The following is a 22,684-nucleotide window of genomic DNA, read 5'->3' as shown; positions in this document are numbered from 1 at the left end:
CCCGATGACGACTCTAATGCTAGACTCTGCTCCCGCGGTAAAGCTTGGCTGGCTTTACTTACACCCAATCGATTCACCAACATAACGATAAAAACGAGGCCACTGTGGCAAATAAAACTAATCAATTCATGCGTAATATCGGCGTACAGGTCGTGATCGCCATGTTTATCGGCGCGATCGTCGGCTTTTTAATGGGCGAAGACGCGAGCATTTTTGCGCCGTTAGGCACCATCTTTATTCACCTCATCAAAATGTTAGTGATACCTCTAGTCTTAGTCTCCATTATTTCTGGCGCCGCCAGTCTCGGCGACAGCCCGTCGGCAGGTAAAATCGGTGTCGGCACATTTGGCTTCTTTATTCTCACCTCTGGTGCAGCGGTTAGCTTAGCCTTAGTGATGGGAAACCTGTTTAAGCCCGGCCAAGGCGTCGACTTCACCGCTCATAGCAGTGGTAAGCTGATGGCCGTCACCGAAGAACATGGCGCTCTGCCAGGGGTGATGGACACCTTTATCGGCATGATCCCAACCAATGTATTTGAGTCGCTCACTGGCGGCAACATCTTACAAATATTGGTCTTTAGCATCTTCTTCGGCATTGCACTAACTAAGGTCAAAGGCGATGGTGCTAAACCGATTTTGAACGTGCTTAACACCATAGTCGATGCATTTGTATGGATGATTAACTGCGTGATGATCATCGCACCTATCGGGGTATTTGGCCTGATGGCAGATTCGGTCGGCACCTTTGGTTTCGATGCCCTAGAAGTGGTGTTTAAGTTATTTGCGGTATTTGTCGTGGCTATCTTGTTGTTTGGATTTGTGTTTTTCCCACTGCTGGTGCAGCTGTTTTCTCGGGTCAGCGCCAAACAATTTATTAGCGCAATGAAAAAACCTCAGGTGATGGCACTGTCGACCGCGTCATCGATGGCAACGTTGCCGGTCAACATGGAAACCTGTGAGCAAGAGCTTAAGGTCTCTAAGGCGACCGCCTCTTTCGTGTTGCCTTTAGGCGCGACGATTAACATGAGTGGTAATGCCATCTATTACGGCCTAGTGGCGATGTTTTTTGCACAGATGTATGGCATCGACCTGTCGCTGACCGCCTATGCAGCGATTGTCTTCACCTCGACGCTTGGGGCGATTGGTCAAGCCGGTGTGCCGGGGCCTTCGTTCTTAGTGGTTGCCGTGTTACTGGCCGCAGGCATTCCTATCGACGGCCTACCGCTACTGTTTGCCTTAGATAGAGTATTCGACATGATCAGAACCTCGCTCAACATTACTGGCGATGCCGCTTGTGCGTTAATCATGGACAAGTACACTCAAGATAAGACAGCGTAAGCGATAAGCTTACCAGGCTACACATAGGGGCGCTTGCTGTTGCTAGCGCCCTTTTTTTATCTCTATTATACCCACTATAGAGGGATTAAACGGTCGTTACCGCTAGTCACCCGGTAGATGGGGCGATTATATTCCGCCCTACCGCACTGTAAGCTGTAAGCCCTCACCCATCGCGTATTCCCTCACTCGAGTAACCCTGGGGCTTCGGCTCTTGCGAGGCACCACACTTGCAGGTGAATATAGTGAGCGGCAAACAGGTCGGCTATCGATTGCACCGTAGTGCCGGTGGTGACGACATCATCGATCAGGGCGATACGCTGATAGTTAATCGGCTCAGTTAAAATAAAGGCATCTGCTAGATTGCGGCGCCGCTGTTTACCGGTTAAGCCTGCTTGCGGGCGGGTATCGACCCGGCGCACCAACACCTTATCGAGCAAGGGGATCCCTAGTTGGCTGCTAAGGGTATCGGCAATTAACCATGCCTGATTAAAGCCACGCTGACGTAAACGGTTTGGATGCAGCGGCACCGCAATCATCGCCTGAGGCAAGCGTATTAATCCCAAGCGTTGTAATTGCTTAATACGCTCAACCAAGGCCATCACTAAAATGTCGAGCGCCGCTAATTCGGCGCGGTATTTAATGCCCGCCACCAGATCCCCAAGCCCCTGATGATAACTGGCCGGTGCAATGACCACTAACGGCTGGCTATGCTGGCATGCACCGCAATAGCAACTTTGTAGCAATAACGCTCGGCCACAACCTAAGCACGTTGGCGTTTGGTACAAGCTTATCTCTAGGCAGCAGGCGCAGATCCCCCGATAAGGGGCAGCCACAGTCTGATGGCACATCAAACAGCGATTGGGTAAACTAGCGGCCAATAATTGCTGGCACGTGGCGATAACGCGGCGCAATAGCAGTGGGCGAAGTAATTTTGGTAATAATGAGGGCATATTGTGAGTCAGCAATCCTTGCATATTCAAACTATAGGTCAAGGTACGCCTATCGTCATGCTGCATGGCTGGGGCGTTAACAACGCGGTATTTCAGCCTTTGTACCCCATTTTTCAGAATTACTGCGTGCATTATGTCGATCTGCCAGGCTTTGGCGATAGCCAACCCTTAGCGGGTGATATCGACACTTGGGTCGATGCAATTGCCGCCCAAGTGCCCACACAAGCTATCTGGGCGGGTTGGTCACTGGGAGGGCTGATTGCCACACGAGCCGCCATACGCTACCCCGAACGGGTCATCGCCTTATTGACCATAGCTTCTTCCCCCTGTTTTATGGCGCGTGACAGTGAAGCTTGGCCCGGTATTGCCCCGCAGGTGCTGGCCCAATTTGCTACCCAGCTCGACCAAGACTTAGGCAAGATGGTCGACCGATTTTTAGCCATTCAAGCCATGGGCAGCGCCACGGCCAAGCAAGATATCAAGCAACTTCGCGACTTAGTCATGGCTAAACCTTTGCCCGATGCGCTTGCCCTCAAACAGGGGCTACAGATGTTAAGCAACGTCGACTTACGCCAAGCTGTGGCGACATTAGATTTGCCATGGCTGCGAGTGTGGGGGCGCTTAGATGGATTGGTACCGCGTCGAGTACCACCCTTAATGCCCAAGGGGTCGCCCCGCGTCGAAGATCTGATATTACCCAAGGCGGCTCATGCACCGTTTTTATCCCATCCTGCGCCTTTTGCTGCTGGCGTACTGAGCTGGCTTGACAACATAATTTAACAATTACTTTAACTATTGGTAAAAACTGTTTATTATTTAGGCATTGCAGCCGGAGTCTATCTAATGTTAGTGGTGACCAACTATCCCCAAGTACCTATCGCAACAACCAATGTTGCCACCGATAGCGCGCGGGTAGAAAACCACCAACGTCCCCCCATCATCCCTGCACCTCAGCTAGCACGCAGCAATGAAGAGCGCCCGTTTAACCCCCAAAATGAACGTGCTGCCGATCAGACCCATATTCAATCTAAGCTAAATGAAAAAGTGCAGCCCAAGCAGCAAGGTGGCGGTGGGCAGCAGCAACATGAAGGTAAACAGCAACAACAGCAACAACGTCCCAATACCGCGGCGCTGTTACGACCATTACTGTTTAAACCTGCACTTGCACGCAGCGATATTCGCAATGTGCAACTTTCACATCCTACTGCAGTAACAAAAAGCACTCATCGCCTGACGAATGAGGCGCCAGCGTTTTATCAAAGTGTCTCGGCTCACATTGCCAGTTTTTATCAAACCCAAACACTCCCCCAAAGTGAACCCGGCTTGTCGACTTATATCTAGTCACCGCCCTCTCATTTAAGCTAAATAACATCCATAAAAAACCCGCATCTATCGACACGGGCAAATTTTGCTTGAGTCAAGCGCACCGAGCGATGCCCGCCGTTATTAGGGCGCTTGCACCGTCGCTGCTGGCGCAGGCGAGGCGGGTGTGATGGGTTCGTTCTGGGGCGGAGTTTGATAAAGCTGCTTTTGGTAGGCCAAACTGCCCCATAACGCCCAAGAGAGCGCAGCCTGTTTCATCTCATCACTTTGCTCATTATGGACAAGCTTTTTATTTTCAAAATCATAAATATAACCACTTGGGTCGCGATCGGGTTGCAAGATCACCACATCATCGCCACGCAAATACGCCATATTTTTATCGTATTGCATTAAGGCTCGTCCCGGCCAATTGGGGTCGGCTAAGGTGAGATCTTGGCCCAACATAGGATAACTGGCCGAAACTCCCATAAGTGACAACAAGGTCGGAGCCAGATCAATCTGGCTAACCACTCGATTATCACGCTTAGGCGCAATGCCTTCGCCCACAATCACCGCCGGAATACGAAAATGAGAGATAGGTACTAACGCCCCGCCACCCACGCGGCTTTCATGATCGGCAACCACTACAAACAGGGTGTCTTGCCAGTAACTGGACTGCTTGGCCAACTTAAAGAACTCACCAATGGCAAAGTCGGCATATTTAGCGGTATTGTTGCGTGTCTGCTTGGGTTGCTCGTACAGTTCGATGCGGCCATCGGGAAACTCAAATGGCTCGTGATTGCTCGAGCTAAATACCAAACTAAAGAACGGCTTGCCCTGTTGGTGGAACTGCTCGAACTCTTGATTGGCACGATGCATCAAATCTTCATCTGACACGCCCCATGAACCGACAAACATAGGATCGCTATAGTTTTTCTCCTCGACAATATGGCTAAAACCATTGCCTAAGAAAAAGCTTTTCATATTATCGAAGTGGCTCTCGCCGCCATAAATAAATTGTGTCTCATAGCCATGATATTTCAGGAGATCCGCGATGGTAAAAAAGTCAGTTTGACTCTTACTCAACTTAACCACAGAGCGAGCTGGTGTTGGCGTAAAGCCGGTAGTCACAGCCTCAATACCGCGCACCGAACGCGTTCCAGTGGCATAGAGCCTATCAAAGGCCCAACCCTCTTGAGCTAAGGCATCGATATTGGGAGTTAAGGGTAATCCACCTAAATAGCCCACAAAGCGAGCCCCTAGGCTTTCTTGCAAGATGATCACTAGATTCTTAGGCTTACCTTGGTAACTGGCTTGGTTATACGTCACGCTAGGCAAGGTATCAGAGCTAAAGGCACTGAGGGGGCGGCCACTTTCACGACGAATCGTATCGATAATGGTTTGCTCGTCGAGTTTACCGTAACTTGCTGAGGCCTTGGCCTCATTAGACATTTGATCGATAGCAAATACCAGCGAATAGGAGGAGTTAATCACTAAGGAATTAACTAATGGGTCATCGGCAAAAGCGACCATAGCGGGGTTAAGTGGACGGTGCCCTAAGGTCGAACGCGCACCTAATAGGGTGATTGCAATAACCAGTACTGCCAATACCGGACGCCAAAACCAACGTGGATATTGCACATTACGTAATAAGCGACCACTCAGTTTCCAGCCGCCCCACAAACTGACACTGCTCACTAACAGGCCTAAGAAAATTTCGCCTTTGCGGCTCGTCCACAGCATCGACAACACTTCTTTAGGGTAGATAAGGTATTCAACGAAGAGTCGGTTGGGGCGCACGCCATACTCTTCAAGAAAAGAGGGGGTAGAAAGCTCAAGAAAAATCAGCAACCACAAACCTAAGGTCAACCAGACTCTTAACAGTGGTTTCCAGCAACGGCCAACAAAATGATCGCCACTCAACAGCGCCGTGCCTAAGGCCGCCACGCCCCACAACCAACATAAGGTGGCAATATCGACTCGCAATCCCTGAATGAGTAGGTGTGACCAACCCTCAACGGCGGCGACCCGTTCGGCCTGCCACAGCCCCAAACCAATGCGGCTTAACGTGGTAATGATTAAGGCGATCAATCCAAAATAGAGGATGGCGCGAAACGGTCCAGCAGTTGTCGATCTGTTACTCATAGCGTTCCCAAACAAAATGTCATTAATATCGATGCCCTTCTAACGGAGCACTTATCATCGGCCCAAAGCCGATAAGGCAACATTTTGACATAAAAGTAACAAATAGGTTCAGCAAATGTTTCGCTAGTGTTTTGACGATTAACAAACATAAAAAACCGAGACGTTTAAGCCTCGGTTTTTATTATGAAAATTTGATTAAAATTACTTTTTCAATTTAGCAAAAGCATCGGCAAACGCATTGCCCATTGCCGCATTTGCTGGAGCTTGGGACGATTTATGCTGGCTTTTTTGCGTCGATTTACCTTGGCCGCCTTTATGGGCTTTGGTATTGCTCGGGCGTGGGCTCGGCGCTTTTTCATCGAGTCGCATGCTCAAGCTGATCCGTTTACGCTCCACATCCACTTCCATCACTTTCACTTTAACCACATCGCCAGCCTTCACCACTGTATGGGGGTCGCTGACAAACTTGTCGGTTAACGATGAAATATGCACTAGGCCATCTTGATGCACACCCACATCAACAAAGGCGCCGAAATTGGTCACATTGGTCACCACGCCTTCTAAGATCATATCTGGTTTAAGATCTTTTACCTGCTCAACCCCCTCTTTAAACACCGCAGTTTTAAACTCACCACGGGGGTCGCGGCCCGGTTTTTCCAGTTCGCTCAAGATATCGTTTAACGTGGGTAAACCAAATTCTGGGGTAATAAAACGGCTAGCATCAATCTGTTTAAGCAGCTCGCTGTTACCCACTAAAGCATCAACCGCCTGTTGCTGAGCCTTAGCGATGGTCTCGACAACGCTATAGGCTTCTGGATGCACAGCGCTGGCATCGAGTGGATTATCGCCACCGACAATGCGTAAAAACCCGGCGGCCTGCTCGAAGGCTTTAGGCCCTAGGCGAGCCACTTTTAACAGCTGCTTACGGCTAGTAAATTGACCATGCTGATCGCGATACTCGACAATGTTACGCGCTAAGGTTTTGTTGAGTCCTGCCACCTGCGCCAATAACGGCATGGATGCCATATTCAAGTCGACGCCGACGCCGTTAACACAGTCTTCAACAACCGCCTCAAGCGATTGTGACAATTGGCTCTGGCTTACATCGTGCTGATATTGACCGACACCAATCGATTTAGGTTCGATTTTAACCAGCTCAGCCAAAGGATCTTGTAGGCGACGGGCGATAGACACCGCACCACGGATCGACACATCCAGCTCTGGAAACTCTTCGGCGGCTAATTCAGAAGCCGAATAAACAGAGGCGCCCGCTTCACTGACCATAATTTTGGTCAAGGTTGGCATATCGGCTTTCACAGTGGCGATCAGCTCGGCGGCAAGTTTGTCGGTTTCGCGCGACGCGGTACCGTTACCGATAGCGATCAGCTCTACCTTGTGCATTTTAACTAGGTTAGACAGGGTACGAATCGACTTTTCCCACTGATTTTGCGGGGCGTGTGGGAAGATGGTCGAGTGAGCGACCAACTTACCGGTATTGTTGACGATAGCAACTTTCACCCCAGTGCGCAGACCAGGATCTAGCCCTAATGTACACTTAGCCCCCGCAGGCGCGGCCATCAATAAGTCGCCTAAATTACGAGCAAACACATTAATCGCTTCGGTTTCGGCCTGCTCACGCAGCTTAGCAATAAACTCCGTTTCCATCTGCAGGGCAATTTTAATCCGCCAAGTCGCAGTGACAACCTGTTTGAGCCACTGATCAACGTCGCTGTCGCCGAGTTTAAGGTTAAAGTGGTCGCTAATGATCACTTCGCAGTAACTGCCTTGTTTCCCATCTGTGTCTGGGTCGGCGTTCATGCTTAGGCTTAATACGCCTTCGTTACGCCCACGTAGCATAGCTAACGCGCGGTGCGACGGAATGTGAGTCAGCTTTTCACTGTGCTCGAAATAATCTCTAAACTTGGCGCCATCTTTCTCCTTGCCCTTGACCATACGGCTCTCAAGTTGTGCCTGCTGGGTCAATTGGCGACGCACTTTATGCAGTAATTCGGCATCTTCGGCGAAGCGTTCCATCAAGATAAAACGCGCGCCATCGAGCACGGCTTTGGCATCGCTAAAGCCGGCGTCACTATTAATATATTGGCTTGCAACTGCGTCGATATTGGCCTGACGGTCTTGCAATAGTTGATCAACCAAAGGCTCGATACCCGCTTCGATGGCAATTTGCCCTTTGGTACGACGCTTAGGCTTATAAGGCAGATAGAGGTCTTCTAGGCGGGTTTTGCTGTCGGCGTTATTAATGGCCGCCTGCAAAGCTGGCGTCAGTTTGCCTTGGGCGTCGATGCTCGACAAAATTACCTTACGGCGATCATTTAGGTCACGTAAATAGCCTAAACGCGTATATAAGGTACGCAACTGGGTATCATCTAAACCACCTGTGACCTCCTTACGGTAGCGCGCCACAAAAGGAACCGTTGCGCCGTCATCCAATAGGGTGATTGTTGCTGTCACTTGCTGCTCACGAACATTGAGTTCTTGAGCGATGGTTTGTGCAATATTTTGCATAAAATATATCGAGCCTAAATTGGTAGATTTCGTGTCGCCAAAGATACCACAGCCGTTGACTAAGTTGTACGGTGTTGGCTCGGCAAAAACCACCTAAGCCTGCGAAAACAGGCTTTGGCTTTACCACAAGCGTTAGCGCTTAATGGCCAAAACTGGCGATAACCTGCACTTTGGGGTTATCGCTGTGGCTCAGAGGTTACTGCGCCTCAAATGGTTGGTATTGGATTTTATTGATATACCACACTTTATCGCCTTGTGGCGTGCTGACCACCACTTCGTCATCGGCCTGCTTACCAATTAGCGCCCGCGCCATTGGCGAGTCGATGGTGATATAGCCCAGCTTAGTGTCGAGCTCATCTTTACCGACAATCCGATAGCGCACCACCTCTCCAGCCTCGTTTTCGAGCTCAACCCAGGCACCAAAAAAGACCTTACCCTCTTGTTGGGGCGAATAGTCGACGATTTTAAGATCCTCCACCCGCTTCACTAGGTAGCGAACTCGACTATCTATTTGTCTTAATAGTCTTTTGTTGTAAGTGTAATCGGCGTTCTCACTACGATCACCTTGCGCGGCCGCCTCCTGCACCTTTTTGGTGATCTCGGGGCGATACTCTTTCCACAGGTATTTAAGCTCTCTATCGAGTGCTTGCCACCCTTCACGGGTGATCAACATAGCTTTCATATCATTACTGGATTTATTCTGCATTTAGCTTAATCACTCAATTTTAGTCGGGATACTACCGTCAATGGCCAGATGATACCTAGCGAGCGACAGAGAACACAAGGGGCTTGCGCGGGATGCGCTGCCGCCCCCTTCAATTTGGTTACAATTTCATAGCGGCGGACTAGTTAGTAACAATCTATCTAAATATCAGCTAATTATAAGCAACTCTATCTGAATATGCTCAAGCAGATAGCGTGAGCAAGTAAAAATCTCGCTAGTCATTTAAACAGCAAAACGGCTATATTAAGCAAGCATATAAGATTAATAATTAATATCAGCGAGTTGAGTAACTGAATGAGTCACTCATACTGCGCCAATAAGGGATACAAGCATGGGACAAGAAACCTCTAAAATTCTCGTCGTCGATGATGATATGAGGCTCAGAGCCTTACTAGAGCGTTACCTGATGGAGCAAGGTTATCAGGTTAGAAGTGCCGCTAATGCCGAGCAGATGGACAGATTACTCGAACGGGAAAACTTCCACCTTTTAGTGCTCGATTTAATGCTGCCCGGTGAAGACGGTTTATCTATCTGCCGTCGCTTGCGCCAGCAAGGTAATACCATCCCCATTGTGATGCTGACCGCCAAAGGCGACGAAGTCGACCGTATTATCGGCCTAGAATTGGGCGCCGACGACTACCTGCCCAAGCCGTTTAATCCGCGTGAACTCTTAGCCCGCATTAAAGCGGTGATGCGCCGTCAGACCCCAGAAGTCCCCGGCGCGCCGACACAACAAGAGGAGGAGATCAACTTTGGTGAATTTACCCTTAATTTAGCCACGCGCGAAATGCATCACGGCGAAGAAGCCATCTCGCTCACCAGTGGTGAATTTGCCGTGCTTAAAGTCTTGCTCAGTCACCCCAGAGAACCCCTATCGCGAGATAAACTGATGAACCTCGCTCGAGGCCGCGATTACTCGGCGTTAGAGCGCTCTATCGATGTGCAAGTGTCACGCCTGCGCCGCCTGATTGAAAAAGATGCCGCTAACCCACGCTATATCCAAACCGTATGGGGACTTGGCTATGTATTTGTACCCGATGGGGCCGCTCGGCGCTAAGCTATGCTCACACCACCACAGATACGACTCACCCAATGATATGGCTAAAACGGCTGCTGCCACGCAGCGCATTTAGCCAAACCGTACTGCTGATTGGCTCCTTGTTGCTGGTCAATCAGCTGGTTTCTTACCTGTCGGTAGCGGTCTATTTTATTCAGCCAACTTACCAACAGATCAACCAACTCATCGCCCGTCAGGTAAAGCTGCTGTTTGTCGATGGTATTGATGTGGGGCGTGAGCACTTAACCATTGTCGATGCCCTCAACGCCAAAGTTCGCGATGATGGCATGCAGATATACAATCCCAAACAAGCACGAGAGGCAGGGATCGACCGCGCCGTCTATTACAGTTTATTGTCGTCGCAGATGTCGGAGCATTTAGGCGGTAAGGCCGAAGTGCGCATCGCCCAAGGGCAAGAATTTGAGGTGTGGATCCGTCCCCCGCAAGCCCCGTCGGTATGGATAAAAGTGCCGCTAACGGGCTTTAACGAATTTGGCTTATCGCCATTAACCCTGTATTTAATTGTGATTGGCGCCCTCAGTGTCGCCGGCGGTTGGTGGTTTGCCCGCAAGCAAAACAAGCCGTTAAAGCGGCTGCAAAAAGCGGCCATTGCGGTGTCTCGTGGCGACTATCCCGGCCCCTTGCCGCCCAGCGGTTCGACCGAAATTATCGAGGTAACCAACGCCTTTAACCAGATGTCGCGAAGCATGCAGCAGCTTGAGCAAGATCGCGCCCTGTTAATGGCTGGGATCTCACACGATCTGCGCACGCCACTCACCCGTATCCGTCTCGCCACCGAGATGATGGTCGAGCAAGATGAATACCTCAAAGAGGGCATAGTGCACGACATTGAAGATATGGATGCCATCATCAATCAATTTATCGCCTATATCCGTCAAGATCAGCAAAGCAACCGAGATCCAGGGCAAATTAACGCTCTGCTTGAAGATGTGGCCAATGCCGAGTCAAATCGTGAGGGAGAGATAATCCTAGATCTACAGCCCTGTCCCGATGTCCCCATGCAGGCCGTGGCCATTAAACGGGTGATTGCCAACTTAGTCGAAAACGCCTTTCGCTACGGTAATGGCTGGGTCAAAATCAGCTCCTGCACCGAGGCTAAACGGGTCGGTTTTTGCGTAGAAGATAACGGACCGGGAATTCCGCTTGAGCATATCCCCAATCTTTTTCAACCTTTTACCCAAGGAGATAGCGCCAGAGGCAGTGTCGGTTCGGGCTTAGGCTTGGCTATCATCAAGCGCATTGTCGACCGTCATCAAGGGCAGATCCTATTAACCAATCGCCCCGAAGGCGGCCTACATGCCCAGGTGTGGCTACCTTTAGAATAGTAATATCAGCGGTAATAATTAGGTGATGCCTATGACGCTTAAAATATCGCCAATGGGTTAACGGCTATGCTAGTGTTTAATTCCGACAACTGGATTTACTCACCCAAATGGATCCATCATGAACAGATACATGATAATGGCGCTTACAGGCGTACTCTGCATTCCCGGCCTAGCACAGGCAGAGGACTCCCCTTGGGCAGCCTCTCTTATCGCAGGGCTTGAGTCTTACCCTGACTCAGAATTTAGCTCTATGTCGCGAGGTGGTGGTATTTCACTGATTTGGGACGATTTACGCTATGACAATACCTACCAACTAAACCAAAACTATGTACGTGCCCGCGCCACCTACTATGTTGAGCGCGACTCCGAGAAATACGATAATGACCGCTATCGTGACTCAATGGATTTACGTGCCAGTTACCAGCGCCCTTTCGCCACCTTTGGCCAAGATGACACCTATCTTGTTAGCTTACATGGCCGCTATGAAGGCCATTACAATAGCCAACAATTGGAAGAATATGAGCAACTGGCAGTGGTGGGCTTGTCACTTAACCGTCGTTTTAGCGACGTTAATCACTACGATTTAGGCTTGATTGCCGGGGTCGGTTACAGCGAAGAAGAAAAAGATGATGACTGGCCAAGAGAAGAGATGGGGCGCGGTGAAGAGACCCTTAATCGTACAGGATTTGGCTACTTACTTGAGTGGAGCAATCAATACACTTTTGCCCATTCGGGCGTGCAACTGGGCGTAAAACTCACCCATTTTGATGGTAACTGGCATTATGACGCTGGCCAATTTTACACCATGGACCGCTTTACTGTAGAGGTGGTCACACCGCTAGCTAACGCCAACAACCTATTACATTTTACTAGCCAATATATCAGCCGCGATTACGAGCTTGATCTGTTAGGCTTCGAAGACACCCTCTATCGCGTAGCTGTCGAATACGTGCATTATTTTTAAACGGTAATATCAAGGGGCCCCCCTGTGTCAGGATTGTTGTCACCCCTTAAAATCATCCAATAATTAAATAAAGGGGGCGGTCAATGAGAGCTCAATGGCACGATATTCACCTGAACGTAAAGACGCTGTCTTAAAGAAATTATTACCTCCCCACAATATGACGGTCACGGAAGTGGCTCGCAGTGAGGGGATCTCCTACCAAACCCTGTATCATTGGCGAGATAAAGCCAAAAAAGAGGGTCGCCCTGTGCCAGGTAAAACATTAACCAGTAATGATTGGTCAGCTGAAGCTAAGTTTGCAGTTCTCATTGAAACAGCACCAATGTCAGAAACTGAAATCAGCCAATATTGCCGAGAAAAAGGCTTGTTTCGAGAACAAGTTCAGCAGTGGAAACAAGATTGTTTAGGTGGTTTTAAGACGAGTGAAGTTCAAGCTAAAACGATTAAGCAGCAAGCCAAATCAGACAAGGCAGAAATAAAATCCCTGCAACGAGAATTACGTTATAAGGAGAAGGCACTCGCTGAAGCTGCGGCTTTACTGGTGCTTAGAAAAAAGCTCAATGCGCTTTGGGAGGACGACAGCGAGGAGAGTTAACGCCTTTGCCTAAGCGCATAACACTGGTGGATTTAATACAAGAAGCTTATGCCCACGGTGCGCGTCTTTACAAAGCTTGCGCTGAAGCAGAGTTAAGTAAACGGACGTATCGCCGCTGGTATCGAGCAGGAAAAGTGCAGGCAGATTTAAGGCCTACGGCAGTAAGACGGGCGCCTGCTAACAAGCTTAATGATGATGAGCAAGAGCAGATATTGGCAACCTCTAATGAGGTAAGGTTTGCAAGCCTACCTCCCTCACAAATCGTGCCGACACTGCTTGATGAGGGGGTCTATATCGCTTCAGAGTCGAGTTTTTATCGAGTGTTAAAAGCCAATGAACAATTAAATCGGCGTGGGCGAAGCCAAGGCGTAACAAAAAGAAGCAAACCAGATGCTTACGTTGCAGATGGGCCAAACAAAGTATGGTCTTGGGATATTACTTATTTAGCCTCGGTCATCAAAGGGCGCTTTTATTATCTGTATATGTTTGAGGATATTTATAGCCGTAAGATAGTGGGTTATGAAGTCCATGACCGAGAATGTGGTGAGCTAGCGGCCGAGTTAATGCAGCGCAATATGCTACGTGAGCAATGCTTCAAAAAACCGTTAGTACTGCACTCTGATAACGGTGCTCCGATGAAGTCATTGACGATGAAAGCCAAGCTTGAAGAGTTAGGTGTTACCGCTTCGTTAAGTAACCTGAACTCGGGATAAGAAATTGAACTAATAGCCCTCTTTGTGATCAGATCTCTCGACCAAGATTAATCAATCACGCAGAGGGCATATGAATAATTTAGTGGATGTATTTTGTGATGTCGATGATTTTTGTAATGCTTTTATTCCTCAATGGGAACAACAGTGCCTAACCGATGGAACTCGCAAGCGTAAGCGCGCAGGCAGAATGACGATGAGTGAAATTATGACAATTATCATCGCCTTCCATATGTCTAATCATCGTGACTTCAAGAATTTTTACACAGGATATCTGGCTCGTTTCTACAAATCTGATTTTCCAAACTTACTCAGCTACACTCGATTTCTTGAAGTCATGCCGAGTGCAGTCATTCCAATGTGCAGTTATTTTTCCTCTTTAAAAAGCGAACCGACAGGCATCGAGTTCGTTGACTCAACGAGCATTAAGGTTTGTCATAATTTACGAATTCCAAGGCATAAAACGCTAGCAGGTCTCGCCAGCCGAGGAAAAGGCACGATGGGCTGGTTCTATGGTTTTAAACTTCATCTTATTGTGAACCATCGAGGTGGCATCGTTGCAGCCAAAATAACACCTGCGAATGTTCATGACACGAAACCCGTAAAAGATATGGTCGTTGAATCAATGGATAAACTCTATGCTGATAAGGGGTATATCGGCAAAGCGTTAGCAGGCGACCTATTAGAACGTGGGGTAACTATCGTTAATAACGTGCGTAAAAATATGAAAGCAAAGGCTTTATCATTATGGGATAGAGCCATGCTTTCTAGACGATTTATTATCGAAACAATCAATGACCAGCTAAAAAACATCTCACAAATAGAGCATACACGGCACCGCAGCGTACATGGTTTCATGCTTAATGTGATAGGTGGTTTAGTGGCTTATCAACTCAAAGAGAATAAGCCACAACTCAATATTACATCAGCAGAATTCAACGTGATTTCAGTGTTACGTTAAACCGATCTGAGGTTAAGTAGACCAAGCGTAAGCAATGACAATCCTTACTCCGAAGCATTATTCAGAACCTTAAAGTATCGGCCGGAATGGCCTAGCTCTGGCTTTAAAAACATCACCGAGGCACGGGAATGGGTAGAAGAGTTTGTGACTTGGTACAATACCAAACATAAGCACAGTAAGCTCAATTTTGTATCACCGAGTGAGCGACATGCGATGCAAGATAAAGCGATTTTATCTAAGCGTAAGGAGGTACTAGAAGAGGCAAGATCAAGAAACCCTAAACGCTGGCCAAACGGTATAAGGAACTGTGACGTTATCGGTGAGGTAGTGTTGAACCCAAAAAAAGAGTCTGAAACTGAAACAAGAAATGCAGCTTAAAATTTAAGTAAAGAGTGCCAACTACCTTGAAAAACACCGGCTTGAAGAGTTAGGTGTTACCGCTTCGTTAAGTAGACCAAGCGTAAGCAATGACAATCCTTACTCCGAAGCATTATTCAGAACCTTAAAGTATCGGCCGGAATGGCCTAGCTCTGGCTTTAAAAACATCACCGAGGCACGGGAATGGGTAGAAGAGTTTGTGACTTGGTACAATACCAAACATAAGCACAGTAAGCTCAATTTTGTATCACCGAGTGAGCGACATGCGATGCAAGATAAAGCGATTTTATCTAAGCGTAAGGAGGTACTAGAAGAGGCAAGATCAAGAAACCCTAAACGCTGGCCAAACGGTATAAGGAACTGTGACGTTATCGGTGAGGTAGTGTTGAACCCAAAAAAAGAGTCTGAAACTGAAACAAGAAATGCAGCTTAAAATTTAAGTAAAGAGTGCCAACTACCTTGAAAAACACCGGGTAAGACACTTCAGTTTTCACATTACTTTCCAGTTCAACTGAAAATTGCGGCTTAATCGTTTTTTCAGGTTTGTCTAACGCAGCGGATACATGAACTAACGAGTCTGGAAATAAGTTGTGAACCATGCCGTTAAGCTCTTGAATAAGTTTACCAAAGTCTGTTTCCACATCACTTGGATTTAACTCTGAAGCTAGCTCATTTAGAAAACGCTGAGCTTGCTCATAGTTTTGCGAATTGGAGCGAACTTGTTCAAATAGATCACCCAAAAGCGAATGTAGAGCACCACTGCTAGAGGTTAATTCAGCTACACATGATTCAGCTGGCACGACAACTATTCGGGGCAACTTTGACAACACATTACCGGGGATACCACCCGGATTTTCAACCCATTGTGGGTCTTGGTCTTCCTGAACTTCCCAATAGTCGTTCAAGTCTTCGAGCTTTTCTTTGACTGCTTTGATAGTAAGTTTTTTCGTAAAGTTTCCCTCACCGAAAAACTCTTTCAAAAACTCTTCACTGAAGGTATCACTTACCAACTCTGAAACTTGAGTTGCCCCTACAAATTGTTCTTTGGGAGCTTTAGGGTGTTCGAGCATGTACACTTTTGGTTTTGACTGCGTAATAGACCAAACCTTTTTGTAAACTATGCTGTTATTTGACTCGTCTGGTAAAGGGTTATCTACTTGTATGATTCTACCTTTAAAGCCAACCCACTCTTTAGCCTCTTCTGGCAAGTTGTGATACTCAGCTACCATTTCTATTTCTTCAGAATACTCGTAAAGATCATCGTCAGCATTGTATGTCTTCGAATAATCTTCTCGTAGTGCGTTTTTTGCACTATGCAGGAGTTGAATTGCCGAGAAAACACTGGATTTCCCCGCATTATTTGCACCAATTAGAAAGGTGGAATCCCTAAACCCAATAGTACAACCTTTAAGCTTTCGAAAATTGTCGATTTTTATCTCATGTAATCTCACCTAGCCACCTTCTTTATAATGTTGTGTTGAAATTAAGCCCCATAACTCCCTGTTAAGGTGTGAGCAACGCAATACAAAAGCCGCCGCATACCACCTTAAACACTAAAACCGACGCATGGTAAAAATGCCACGCGTTGCGAATCACTCTTAAACAGTTTGTTATGCCTTGGTGCTAAAGGCATTAGTAAGGTCAGCTAAATCTCTTGCAGCTTCTTCAGTAATTCTTTCAACAGTGTAATGTCCAAAGAGAACCCCATTATCGAATGAGTGGGGTCCATCACCTACGATTAGTAGGTCAAAATAATACCCATCTACAGTTTTAACAACTGCATCTACAACGTATTGATTGAAGTCGATTCTTTCAGCAAGAATTTGACATTCTGAGTACTTGTATTCGTTGTCACCAAACAAGAACGTAAATATTTCACCATTTCTGATATCAAAAAATTTCTTCACATCTATTCTCCTGTAGAGGCATAACAGCTTAATTATCTAGCAGCTCAATAAACTGCCTAAAATTTAACTTACAGCAACTATTACACGCTAACAGATTGAAATAAAGCGATAAAGTGAACATCGCATTCATAAAAGTTGAATAAGTTCCCCGCAAAACTGAACGAGTTGATGTAGAGGTCTCTACAACAAATTATTAAATCACAACAATTCAACTAATTATAAAATTGCAGGCAGTTTATCGAGCATAAAAAACAGGTTTTTGCTCTGTTTTCTAGCGCGCATCGAACGTGGCGAACGTTTGTTAGCTTTTGAACTAGCGGCTCACACCAAGTGAAGCTAAATCGAAGAGACAGAATAACCCGGTGTAGATACGGCTGAGGGTATCGAAAACAGGGACGTTTTCGTTAAGCGGCCAAGGACGGCGAAAAGCGCCCCGAAGCAGTATCTGCACATTAGCCTGCTGCAAGCAATTAACTCACATTGAAGGTTCAACCTTCACCACTTTCAATAAATAAAAATGCAGCCCAACGCTACTCAGCTAAATAAAAAATGCCAAACCTTCATTCCAAGGCCACGGCTATTCATGCCCCCATGGCGCTGGCGGTAACGCTACCGGCTTAGTCAAATCAAACTCCACCTTAAAGTCGCGATTTGCTCGAGTTAAGCGATACATAAAACGGGTATCGGAGATCCCCATGTGCCACACATTGGTGACCGACTGGCTAAGGCCATTTTGCTTGAAATTATCGATAGAGAATTGATCGACCGGAAATGATTGCAGGTGGGCACTACCACTGTCGATGGTGTCGCCACCATACATAGTGACCTTATCTTCGCTGCCGTCTTGATGGCGGTGATCGTGCTTTAATCTGAGCCCGGTATCGGTTTTGGTGATGACCCAAGTGCGTGAATGATCGTCGCCAACATGAAACGGCACTTTTAGCTCATTATCACTGCACTCGCGAACATGCATAACTAACTTTTTGCCGCTAAACGCAGAATCAGCGCCATTGCCCGCAGTGACTACGCCCTCATATGCCTTGCCGCAATGTGCGGCGATATGGTTAAAAAACGCAACTTGTTCAGTGCTCGCTGCCATAGTGGGTATCGCGAACATGGTCGATGTAACGACCAATAGGGGTAACTGTTTTTTCATTGTATTTATATGCTTCAAGTAGGGTAATAAAAAACAGTATCACAAGCAGATAAATTAAAACTGAATAAAAACTGCCCCGATATATCTGAGATCCTTATTCGGCAATCACGTATAATCTTGGGTCCAACATCATTTCTTAATCAATAAACCCCATCCTATTATGAGTAAATACACCGCGCCGACATTTTCGATTTCACTGCTGCACCCAAAATATTGGGGAGTACTGACACTCGTGGGCACTAGTTACCTTTGCAGTCTGCTGCCCTATTTCATCCAGATCCGTATGGGCAAAATGCTCGGACGTCTGGCTATTCGTTTTATGAAAAGTCGCCGCAAAACGATGGAGCGCAACTTAGCCCTTTGTTTTCCAGACATGAGTCCGGATAAGCGTGAACAGCTGGTTAAAGAGAATATCGACAACACGGGGTTAGCCCTGTTTGAAACGGGGATGGCGTGGTTTTGGTCTGATGCCAGAGTGGCAAAGCATGTGACTATTAAGGGAATGGAGCACATAGATAAACTGGCCGCCGAAGGTCGCGGTGTGCTGTTAGTCGCGGTGCACTCACTTAATCTTGAGCTCGGTGGCCGCGCATTCGGTCTACACATACCGGGCATGGGCGTATATCGACCGAATAACAATCCCTGTTTTGACTATTTTCAATATAAAGGCCGCTCTCGTGGCGGGCATGCGTTAATCCATAGAAAAAATATCAAGTTTATGCTGGAGTCATTAAAAAATGGCGAGCGTCTCTGGTATGCACCGGATCATGATTATGGCCGCCGCCGCTCAACCTTTGCCCCGCTGTTTGCCGTTGAAAAGGCCTGCACCACAACCGGCACCAGTATATTAGTCGATGGCTCCGACTGCGCCATTGTGCCGCTAGTAATGGCGCGCAATAACGACAAAGGGGATTACACCCTAACGGTAAAAGCGCCACTGATTAATCAGTTTCCCAAAAATGATCCCGAGGCCGGCGCTCATTTTATTAATAAAATTGTCGAAGCTTCGATCATGGAAGCCCCAGGGCAATATATGTGGCTTCACCGCCGCTTCAAGACTCGTCCAGAGGGTGAAGCCTCGCTATATTAATCCTTGTAGGTTAATCAAACCAAGCGGCGGTTTTTTCTGCCGCTTGGCTTTTGACATGGTCATCGACATACAGACTCACCATGGTCAGCGCGGCGGCAAGCGCACCTAAATCATCGGTAAAACCGACCAGAGGTGTTAGGTCGGGTATCGCATCTATGGGGGCGATAAAATAGGCTAGCGCACCAAAAATAATGGTCTTGGCCCATTTAGGGGTATCGGGGCGCTGCGCGGCGTAGTAAAGCCATAGGGCTTTTTCTATCACGTCTCGACCCGCTTGCTTGGCAAACAGCTTCACCTTATGCCAAAAGCCTGCATCGCTATAGGTGTCGCTACCATCATTTGACCCGTGTTGACTCATGGAAAGCTCCTTAAAAAAATAGGGCAATATCGATGATATCCCCCTATTTTAATCTATTTGACTAGGTCTGTGACCTCACTAACGTTGATGTTTTGGCGTAGTCCCCCAACCATTTTTAACCGGCCGCTTAGCCCCTTTGCCTGCGCCTTGCCCTGCAGGGGCCGATTGGCCTGAACCGCTTTTATGGGCCGAGGGTTTCCCCTTGGCTTTAGGTTTACCTGCGTTAGGCTTGCCCGCTTTATCCATACTCTTACGCTCATCAAACTGATCGGCCGAGAAGCGAGTCACGGCTTTTTTACCTGCTGGCGTCTTGCCCTTAGCAGGCTTAGCCCTAAAGCCTTGACGCTCTTGGCGGGTTTCAGCCGGCACTAAGCAATGGGCGCCGCTACCGATCAACTTCTCTTTGCCCATGGCAATTAAGGCTTCACGGATCATCGGCCAGCCAGCAGGATCGTGGTAACGCAGCAAGGCTTTATGCAGCTTACGTTGACGACCGCCCTTGGGTACTTGCACTGTTTCGCTGGTATGTTTCACATTTTTAAGCGAATTGAGCTCTGTATGATAAATGGTGGTGGCGTTCGCCATCGGCGATGGATAGAAGTTTTGCACCTGATCGAGCTTAAATTTTTGCCCTTTAAGCCACAACGCCAAGTTCACCATATCTTCATCTGTGGTGCCTGGATGCGCCGAAATAAAATAGGGGATCAAATACTGCTTCTTGCCCGCCTCGGCCGAATACTTATCAAACAGCTCTTTAAACTTGTCGTAAGTGCCCATGCCGGGTTTCATCATCTTATTGAGCGGCCCCTCTTCGGTGTGCTCGGGGGCAATTTTGAGATAACCGCCCACATGATGACTGGCCAACTCTTTAACGTAGCGTGGATCTTCGGTGGCTAAGTCGTAACGCACACCCGAAGCAATAAGCACTTTTTTAATGCCCGGCACGTCACGTGCCGCGCGATACAGATCAATCGTCGCCTGATGGTCGGTGTCCAGATGACCACAGATGGCCGGGAACACACAGGACAAACGACGACAGGTCTTTTCAGCTTTTTCGCTCTTACAGCCTAAGCGATACATGTTCGCCGTCGGGCCACCCAAGTCAGAGATCACTCCAGTAAAACCGGGCACTTTCTGCTGGATATCTTTGATCTCTTTAATAATAGAATCTTGCGAGCGGCTCTGAATAATCCGCCCTTCATGCTCGGTAATCGAGCAGAACGAGCAGCCACCAAAGCAACCACGCATAATGTTAATCGAGGTCTTGATCATGTCATAGGCGGGGATCTTGGCATCGCCATAGACAGGATGCGGCACCCGTTGGTAGGGCAGATCAAATACGCCATCCATCTCGTCGGTGTTTAATGGCCATGCTGGCGGATTGACCCAAACAGCCCGTTCGGCGTGAGTCTGAAATAGCGCACGGGCACAACCGGGATTTTGCTCTTGATGCAAGATACGCGATGCATGGGCATAGCAATATTTATCCTCAGCGACCTTTTCATAGCTAGGCAGCAACACATAGGTATTTTCCCATGGCTTAGGGCGCGGCGGTTGTACCGTAATAGGCTTAGGCGCATCGTTGTCGAACACCTTAACATCGCTCGGGCCAGAGAGGTTTTGACAGCCCACATCGTCGGCGCCGTAAGGATTGGGGATCGGGTCGATTTTATGCAGTTGATCCAGCTTACGCGAGTCCATGCCTTTCCAGCCCGGCAGCGGCTCCTTACGAATCACCGTGGTGCCGCGCACATCATGGATCTCACTGATAGACTCACCCGCTGCGAGGCGGTGCGACAGTTCAACCAGCGGACGTTCGGCGTTACCGTAGACTAAGATATCGGCCTTGGCATCGAGGATCACAGAGCGACGCACTTTATCTGACCAATAGTCATAATGGGCGATACGGCGCAAACTCGCTTCGATGCCACCAATCACCACAGGCACTTGCTTAAAGGCTTCTTTGCAGCGCTGGGTATAAACAGTGACGGCGCGATCGGGGCGCTTACCGCCAATATTACCCGCGGTATAGGCATCATCGTGACGCAGGCGACGCTCGGCAGTGTAACGGTTGATCATCGAGTCCATGTTGCCAGCGGTCACACCAAAATAGAGGTTAGGCTTGCCTAACTTCATGAAGTCATTTTTATTCGACCAATCTGGCTGCGAGATAATGCCAACGCGAAACCCTTGCGCCTCAAGCATACGGCCAATCACCGCCATACCAAAACTGGGGTGATCCACATAGGCATCGCCTGTGACAATAATAATGTCACATGAATCCCAGCCCAGTTTAGCCATCTCTTTGCGCGACATAGGCAAAAAAGGCGCCGCTGGTTCAGTACGGCCCAGATACTTGGGATGAGTAAATAACGTGGATTCAACCTGCATGAATAATACTGCCTAACTATCAAACCAATAAATAAGTGTAGTCACTCAGGGAGATGCCCCAATAGACCAAGCCATGTGCGCCAATTACCGCAGCGAGGTAACACTCGCGGCGCAACCTTAAAAAAGACGCGAAGTATAACAGCTACCCCCTCATTATTGCGACCAAAAAAGCAGCAATCCGGTAATATTACGCGCCAATAATAAAATAGCCAATATTAACCACAGACAGCGTAAGGATAAGGATCCAGGTTAATAATACCCCCCAAAATCGCCCCCAATGATAACCCCCTTGCCCCAAGGTTAATCCCAGCGCGTGCAACACTCTGGCTAGCAGCCAAATCAGCCCCAAAAGATGCACATATGCTTGCGGTAAACCGTTAAGCTCGGCCACCAGCAGCAAAATAAGCGCCATAGGTGCATGCTCAATCAGGTTACCGTGCACTCGGTTGGCAAGGCGCAATGTGGGCTGACCGCCTGTGCCTAAGCCAACCTTTAAACGACGCCTTAGTTTTACGACTCGCAGTGCAAAATAAACCGCCATTATGGCGGTTAACCCGATATATAAACTGGATACTGTGACCGACATTGTCTCTCCTCCTGGTGAATCTTCACGCCAATCGTACAGCGCAGAGTATTAGCTTACGTCAGCAGGCCGCTTAATTGTAACTTTAAGGTTAATTCCCGCGGCGGCATCGACAGCGATAGGCAGTAAAAACTTACCAAGCCGTTAACCTTTTTAACCTAAGATGGGGTAAGATGCGCTCGATCTAGGGTCACCCATCGGTTT

18 protein-coding genes and 3 pseudogenes are annotated in these 22,684 nt (G+C 48.0%); 11 read left to right on the top strand and 10 right to left on the bottom strand.

The annotated features are described in order from the left end of the window. The first annotated feature begins 128 nt into the window (after positions 1-128). The gene (locus AC0VXX_RS01240) at positions 129-1,337 is read left to right on the top strand and encodes a dicarboxylate/amino acid:cation symporter (protein WP_475516903.1); all 1,209 of its coding nucleotides are present in this window, start codon (positions 129-131) and stop codon (positions 1,335-1,337) included. A 182-nt stretch (positions 1,338-1,519) separates the two neighbouring features. On the opposite strand, the gene AC0VXX_RS01235 is transcribed toward AC0VXX_RS01240, so the two are convergent. Beyond that, complete coding sequence (locus tag AC0VXX_RS01235; RefSeq protein WP_475515564.1) at positions 1,520-2,287, bottom strand: ComF family protein; 768 nt, start codon at positions 2,285-2,287, stop codon at positions 1,520-1,522. 3 nt (positions 2,288-2,290) lie between these two features. Between AC0VXX_RS01235 and bioH the strand changes: the two genes are divergently transcribed. Together bioH and AC0VXX_RS01225 are read left to right on the top strand one after the other, a co-directional pair. Further along, positions 2,291-3,067, top strand: a complete 777-nt coding sequence (bioH, locus tag AC0VXX_RS01230) for a pimeloyl-ACP methyl ester esterase BioH (RefSeq protein ID WP_475515563.1) — start codon at positions 2,291-2,293, stop codon at positions 3,065-3,067. Positions 3,068-3,130: 63 nt separating this feature from the next. Beyond that, complete coding sequence (locus AC0VXX_RS01225) at positions 3,131-3,628, top strand: hypothetical protein (RefSeq protein WP_475515562.1); 498 nt, start codon at positions 3,131-3,133, stop codon at positions 3,626-3,628. Positions 3,629-3,733: 105 nt separating this feature from the next. Here the strand turns inward: AC0VXX_RS01225 and AC0VXX_RS01220 are convergent, their stop codons facing one another. The 3 genes from AC0VXX_RS01220 to greB form a co-directional block, all read right to left on the bottom strand. Continuing rightward, entirely contained in the window at positions 3,734-5,734 is a 2,001-nt protein-coding gene (locus AC0VXX_RS01220) for an LTA synthase family protein (protein WP_475515561.1), read from the bottom strand. Positions 5,735-5,935: 201 nt separating this feature from the next. Further along, positions 5,936-8,260 carry a Tex family protein gene (locus tag AC0VXX_RS01215; protein WP_475515560.1) on the bottom strand — a complete coding sequence of 775 codons (2,325 nt, stop codon included), beginning with the start codon at positions 8,258-8,260 and terminating at the stop codon, positions 5,936-5,938. A gap of 196 nt (positions 8,261-8,456) precedes the next feature. Continuing rightward, positions 8,457-8,942: a transcription elongation factor GreB gene (gene greB / locus AC0VXX_RS01210; RefSeq protein WP_475516902.1), complete on the bottom strand. Its 486-nt coding sequence runs from the start codon at positions 8,940-8,942 to the stop codon at positions 8,457-8,459. 373 nt (positions 8,943-9,315) lie between these two features. Here greB and ompR point away from each other — a divergent pair, with 373 nt between their 5' ends. From ompR to AC0VXX_RS01175, 7 genes and pseudogenes are all read left to right on the top strand, one after another. Then, positions 9,316-10,041, top strand: a complete 726-nt coding sequence (gene ompR / locus AC0VXX_RS01205) for an osmolarity response regulator transcription factor OmpR (protein WP_475515559.1) — start codon at positions 9,316-9,318, stop codon at positions 10,039-10,041. 35 nt (positions 10,042-10,076) lie between these two features. Beyond that, positions 10,077-11,387: a two-component system sensor histidine kinase EnvZ gene (gene envZ / locus AC0VXX_RS01200; RefSeq protein ID WP_475515558.1), complete on the top strand. Its 1,311-nt coding sequence runs from the start codon at positions 10,077-10,079 to the stop codon at positions 11,385-11,387. 118 nt (positions 11,388-11,505) lie between these two features. Beyond that, complete coding sequence (locus AC0VXX_RS01195; protein WP_475515557.1) at positions 11,506-12,351, top strand: hypothetical protein; 846 nt, start codon at positions 11,506-11,508, stop codon at positions 12,349-12,351. Between the two features lie 94 nt (positions 12,352-12,445). Further along, positions 12,446-13,641 (top strand): annotated as a pseudogene (locus AC0VXX_RS01190) (IS3 family transposase); the annotation flags it as partial. Positions 13,642-13,729: 88 nt separating this feature from the next. Then, positions 13,730-14,617: an IS982 family transposase gene (locus AC0VXX_RS01185; RefSeq protein ID WP_475514308.1), complete on the top strand. Its 888-nt coding sequence runs from the start codon at positions 13,730-13,732 to the stop codon at positions 14,615-14,617. A 12-nt stretch (positions 14,618-14,629) separates the two neighbouring features. Beyond that, positions 14,630-14,995, top strand: a pseudogene (locus AC0VXX_RS01180) (integrase core domain-containing protein); the annotation flags it as partial. Positions 14,996-15,026: 31 nt separating this feature from the next. Next, a pseudogene (locus AC0VXX_RS01175) lies at positions 15,027-15,428 on the top strand (integrase core domain-containing protein); the annotation flags it as partial. Here the strand turns inward: AC0VXX_RS01175 and AC0VXX_RS01170 are convergent. The 3 genes from AC0VXX_RS01170 to AC0VXX_RS01160 form a co-directional block, all read right to left on the bottom strand. Next, positions 15,364-16,446 (bottom strand): AAA family ATPase, encoded by a 1,083-nt coding sequence (locus AC0VXX_RS01170; protein WP_475515556.1) that lies wholly within the window; start codon positions 16,444-16,446, stop codon positions 15,364-15,366. The pseudogene AC0VXX_RS01175 and the gene AC0VXX_RS01170 overlap by 65 nt on opposite strands. A 159-nt stretch (positions 16,447-16,605) precedes the next feature. After that, positions 16,606-16,902 carry a hypothetical protein gene (locus AC0VXX_RS01165; RefSeq protein WP_442480336.1) on the bottom strand — a complete coding sequence of 99 codons (297 nt, stop codon included), beginning with the start codon at positions 16,900-16,902 and terminating at the stop codon, positions 16,606-16,608. 577 nt (positions 16,903-17,479) lie between these two features. Beyond that, entirely contained in the window at positions 17,480-18,019 is a 540-nt protein-coding gene (locus AC0VXX_RS01160) for a hypothetical protein (RefSeq protein WP_475516901.1), read from the bottom strand. 199 nt (positions 18,020-18,218) lie between these two features. Between AC0VXX_RS01160 and lpxL the strand changes: the two genes are divergently transcribed. Further along, a complete protein-coding gene (gene lpxL, locus AC0VXX_RS01155; RefSeq protein WP_475515555.1) occupies positions 18,219-19,148 on the top strand; it encodes an LpxL/LpxP family Kdo(2)-lipid IV(A) lauroyl/palmitoleoyl acyltransferase in 930 nt (309 codons plus the stop codon). A gap of 10 nt (positions 19,149-19,158) precedes the next feature. Here lpxL and AC0VXX_RS01150 read toward each other — a convergent pair whose 3' ends face one another. From AC0VXX_RS01150 to AC0VXX_RS01140, 3 genes are all read right to left on the bottom strand, one after another. Next, on the bottom strand, positions 19,159-19,506 hold the full coding sequence (locus AC0VXX_RS01150) for a YkvA family protein (RefSeq protein ID WP_475515554.1): 348 nt from the start codon (positions 19,504-19,506) through the stop codon (positions 19,159-19,161). A gap of 78 nt (positions 19,507-19,584) precedes the next feature. Next, complete coding sequence (locus AC0VXX_RS01145; RefSeq protein ID WP_475515553.1) at positions 19,585-21,897, bottom strand: YgiQ family radical SAM protein; 2,313 nt, start codon at positions 21,895-21,897, stop codon at positions 19,585-19,587. A gap of 187 nt (positions 21,898-22,084) precedes the next feature. Next, on the bottom strand, positions 22,085-22,483 hold the full coding sequence (locus AC0VXX_RS01140; protein WP_475515552.1) for an MAPEG family protein: 399 nt from the start codon (positions 22,481-22,483) through the stop codon (positions 22,085-22,087). Positions 22,484-22,684: the final 201 nt, after the last annotated feature.

The organism is Shewanella sp. QJM3NY_23 (assembly GCF_056173105.1).
Note: the sequence above shows the minus strand (reverse complement) of the source record. Positions and strands in the feature narration are given on the sequence as shown.

Bases quoted from the DNA above. Each gene is read 5' to 3' on its own strand.
- envZ (WP_475515558.1), top strand. From the start codon at position 10,077: ATGATATGGCTAAAACGGCTGCTGCCACGCAGCGCATTTAGCCAAACC.
- AC0VXX_RS01150 (WP_475515554.1), bottom strand. From the start codon at position 19,506: ATGAGTCAACACGGGTCAAATGATGGTAGCGACACCTATAGCGATGCA.
- AC0VXX_RS01225 (WP_475515562.1), top strand. From the start codon at position 3,131: ATGTTAGTGGTGACCAACTATCCCCAAGTACCTATCGCAACAACCAAT.
- greB (WP_475516902.1), bottom strand. From the start codon at position 8,942: ATGAAAGCTATGTTGATCACCCGTGAAGGGTGGCAAGCACTCGATAGA.
- AC0VXX_RS01140 (WP_475515552.1), bottom strand. From the start codon at position 22,483: ATGTCGGTCACAGTATCCAGTTTATATATCGGGTTAACCGCCATAATG.
- AC0VXX_RS01195 (WP_475515557.1), top strand. From the start codon at position 11,506: ATGAACAGATACATGATAATGGCGCTTACAGGCGTACTCTGCATTCCC.
- AC0VXX_RS01160 (WP_475516901.1), bottom strand. From the start codon at position 18,019: ATGTTCGCGATACCCACTATGGCAGCGAGCACTGAACAAGTTGCGTTT.
- AC0VXX_RS01235 (WP_475515564.1), bottom strand. From the start codon at position 2,287: ATGCCCTCATTATTACCAAAATTACTTCGCCCACTGCTATTGCGCCGC.
- AC0VXX_RS01220 (WP_475515561.1), bottom strand. From the start codon at position 5,734: ATGAGTAACAGATCGACAACTGCTGGACCGTTTCGCGCCATCCTCTAT.
- AC0VXX_RS01145 (WP_475515553.1), bottom strand. From the start codon at position 21,897: ATGCAGGTTGAATCCACGTTATTTACTCATCCCAAGTATCTGGGCCGT.
- AC0VXX_RS01215 (WP_475515560.1), bottom strand. From the start codon at position 8,260: ATGCAAAATATTGCACAAACCATCGCTCAAGAACTCAATGTTCGTGAG.
- ompR (WP_475515559.1), top strand. From the start codon at position 9,316: ATGGGACAAGAAACCTCTAAAATTCTCGTCGTCGATGATGATATGAGG.
- lpxL (WP_475515555.1), top strand. From the start codon at position 18,219: ATGAGTAAATACACCGCGCCGACATTTTCGATTTCACTGCTGCACCCA.
- AC0VXX_RS01240 (WP_475516903.1), top strand. From the start codon at position 129: ATGCGTAATATCGGCGTACAGGTCGTGATCGCCATGTTTATCGGCGCG.
- AC0VXX_RS01185 (WP_475514308.1), top strand. From the start codon at position 13,730: ATGAATAATTTAGTGGATGTATTTTGTGATGTCGATGATTTTTGTAAT.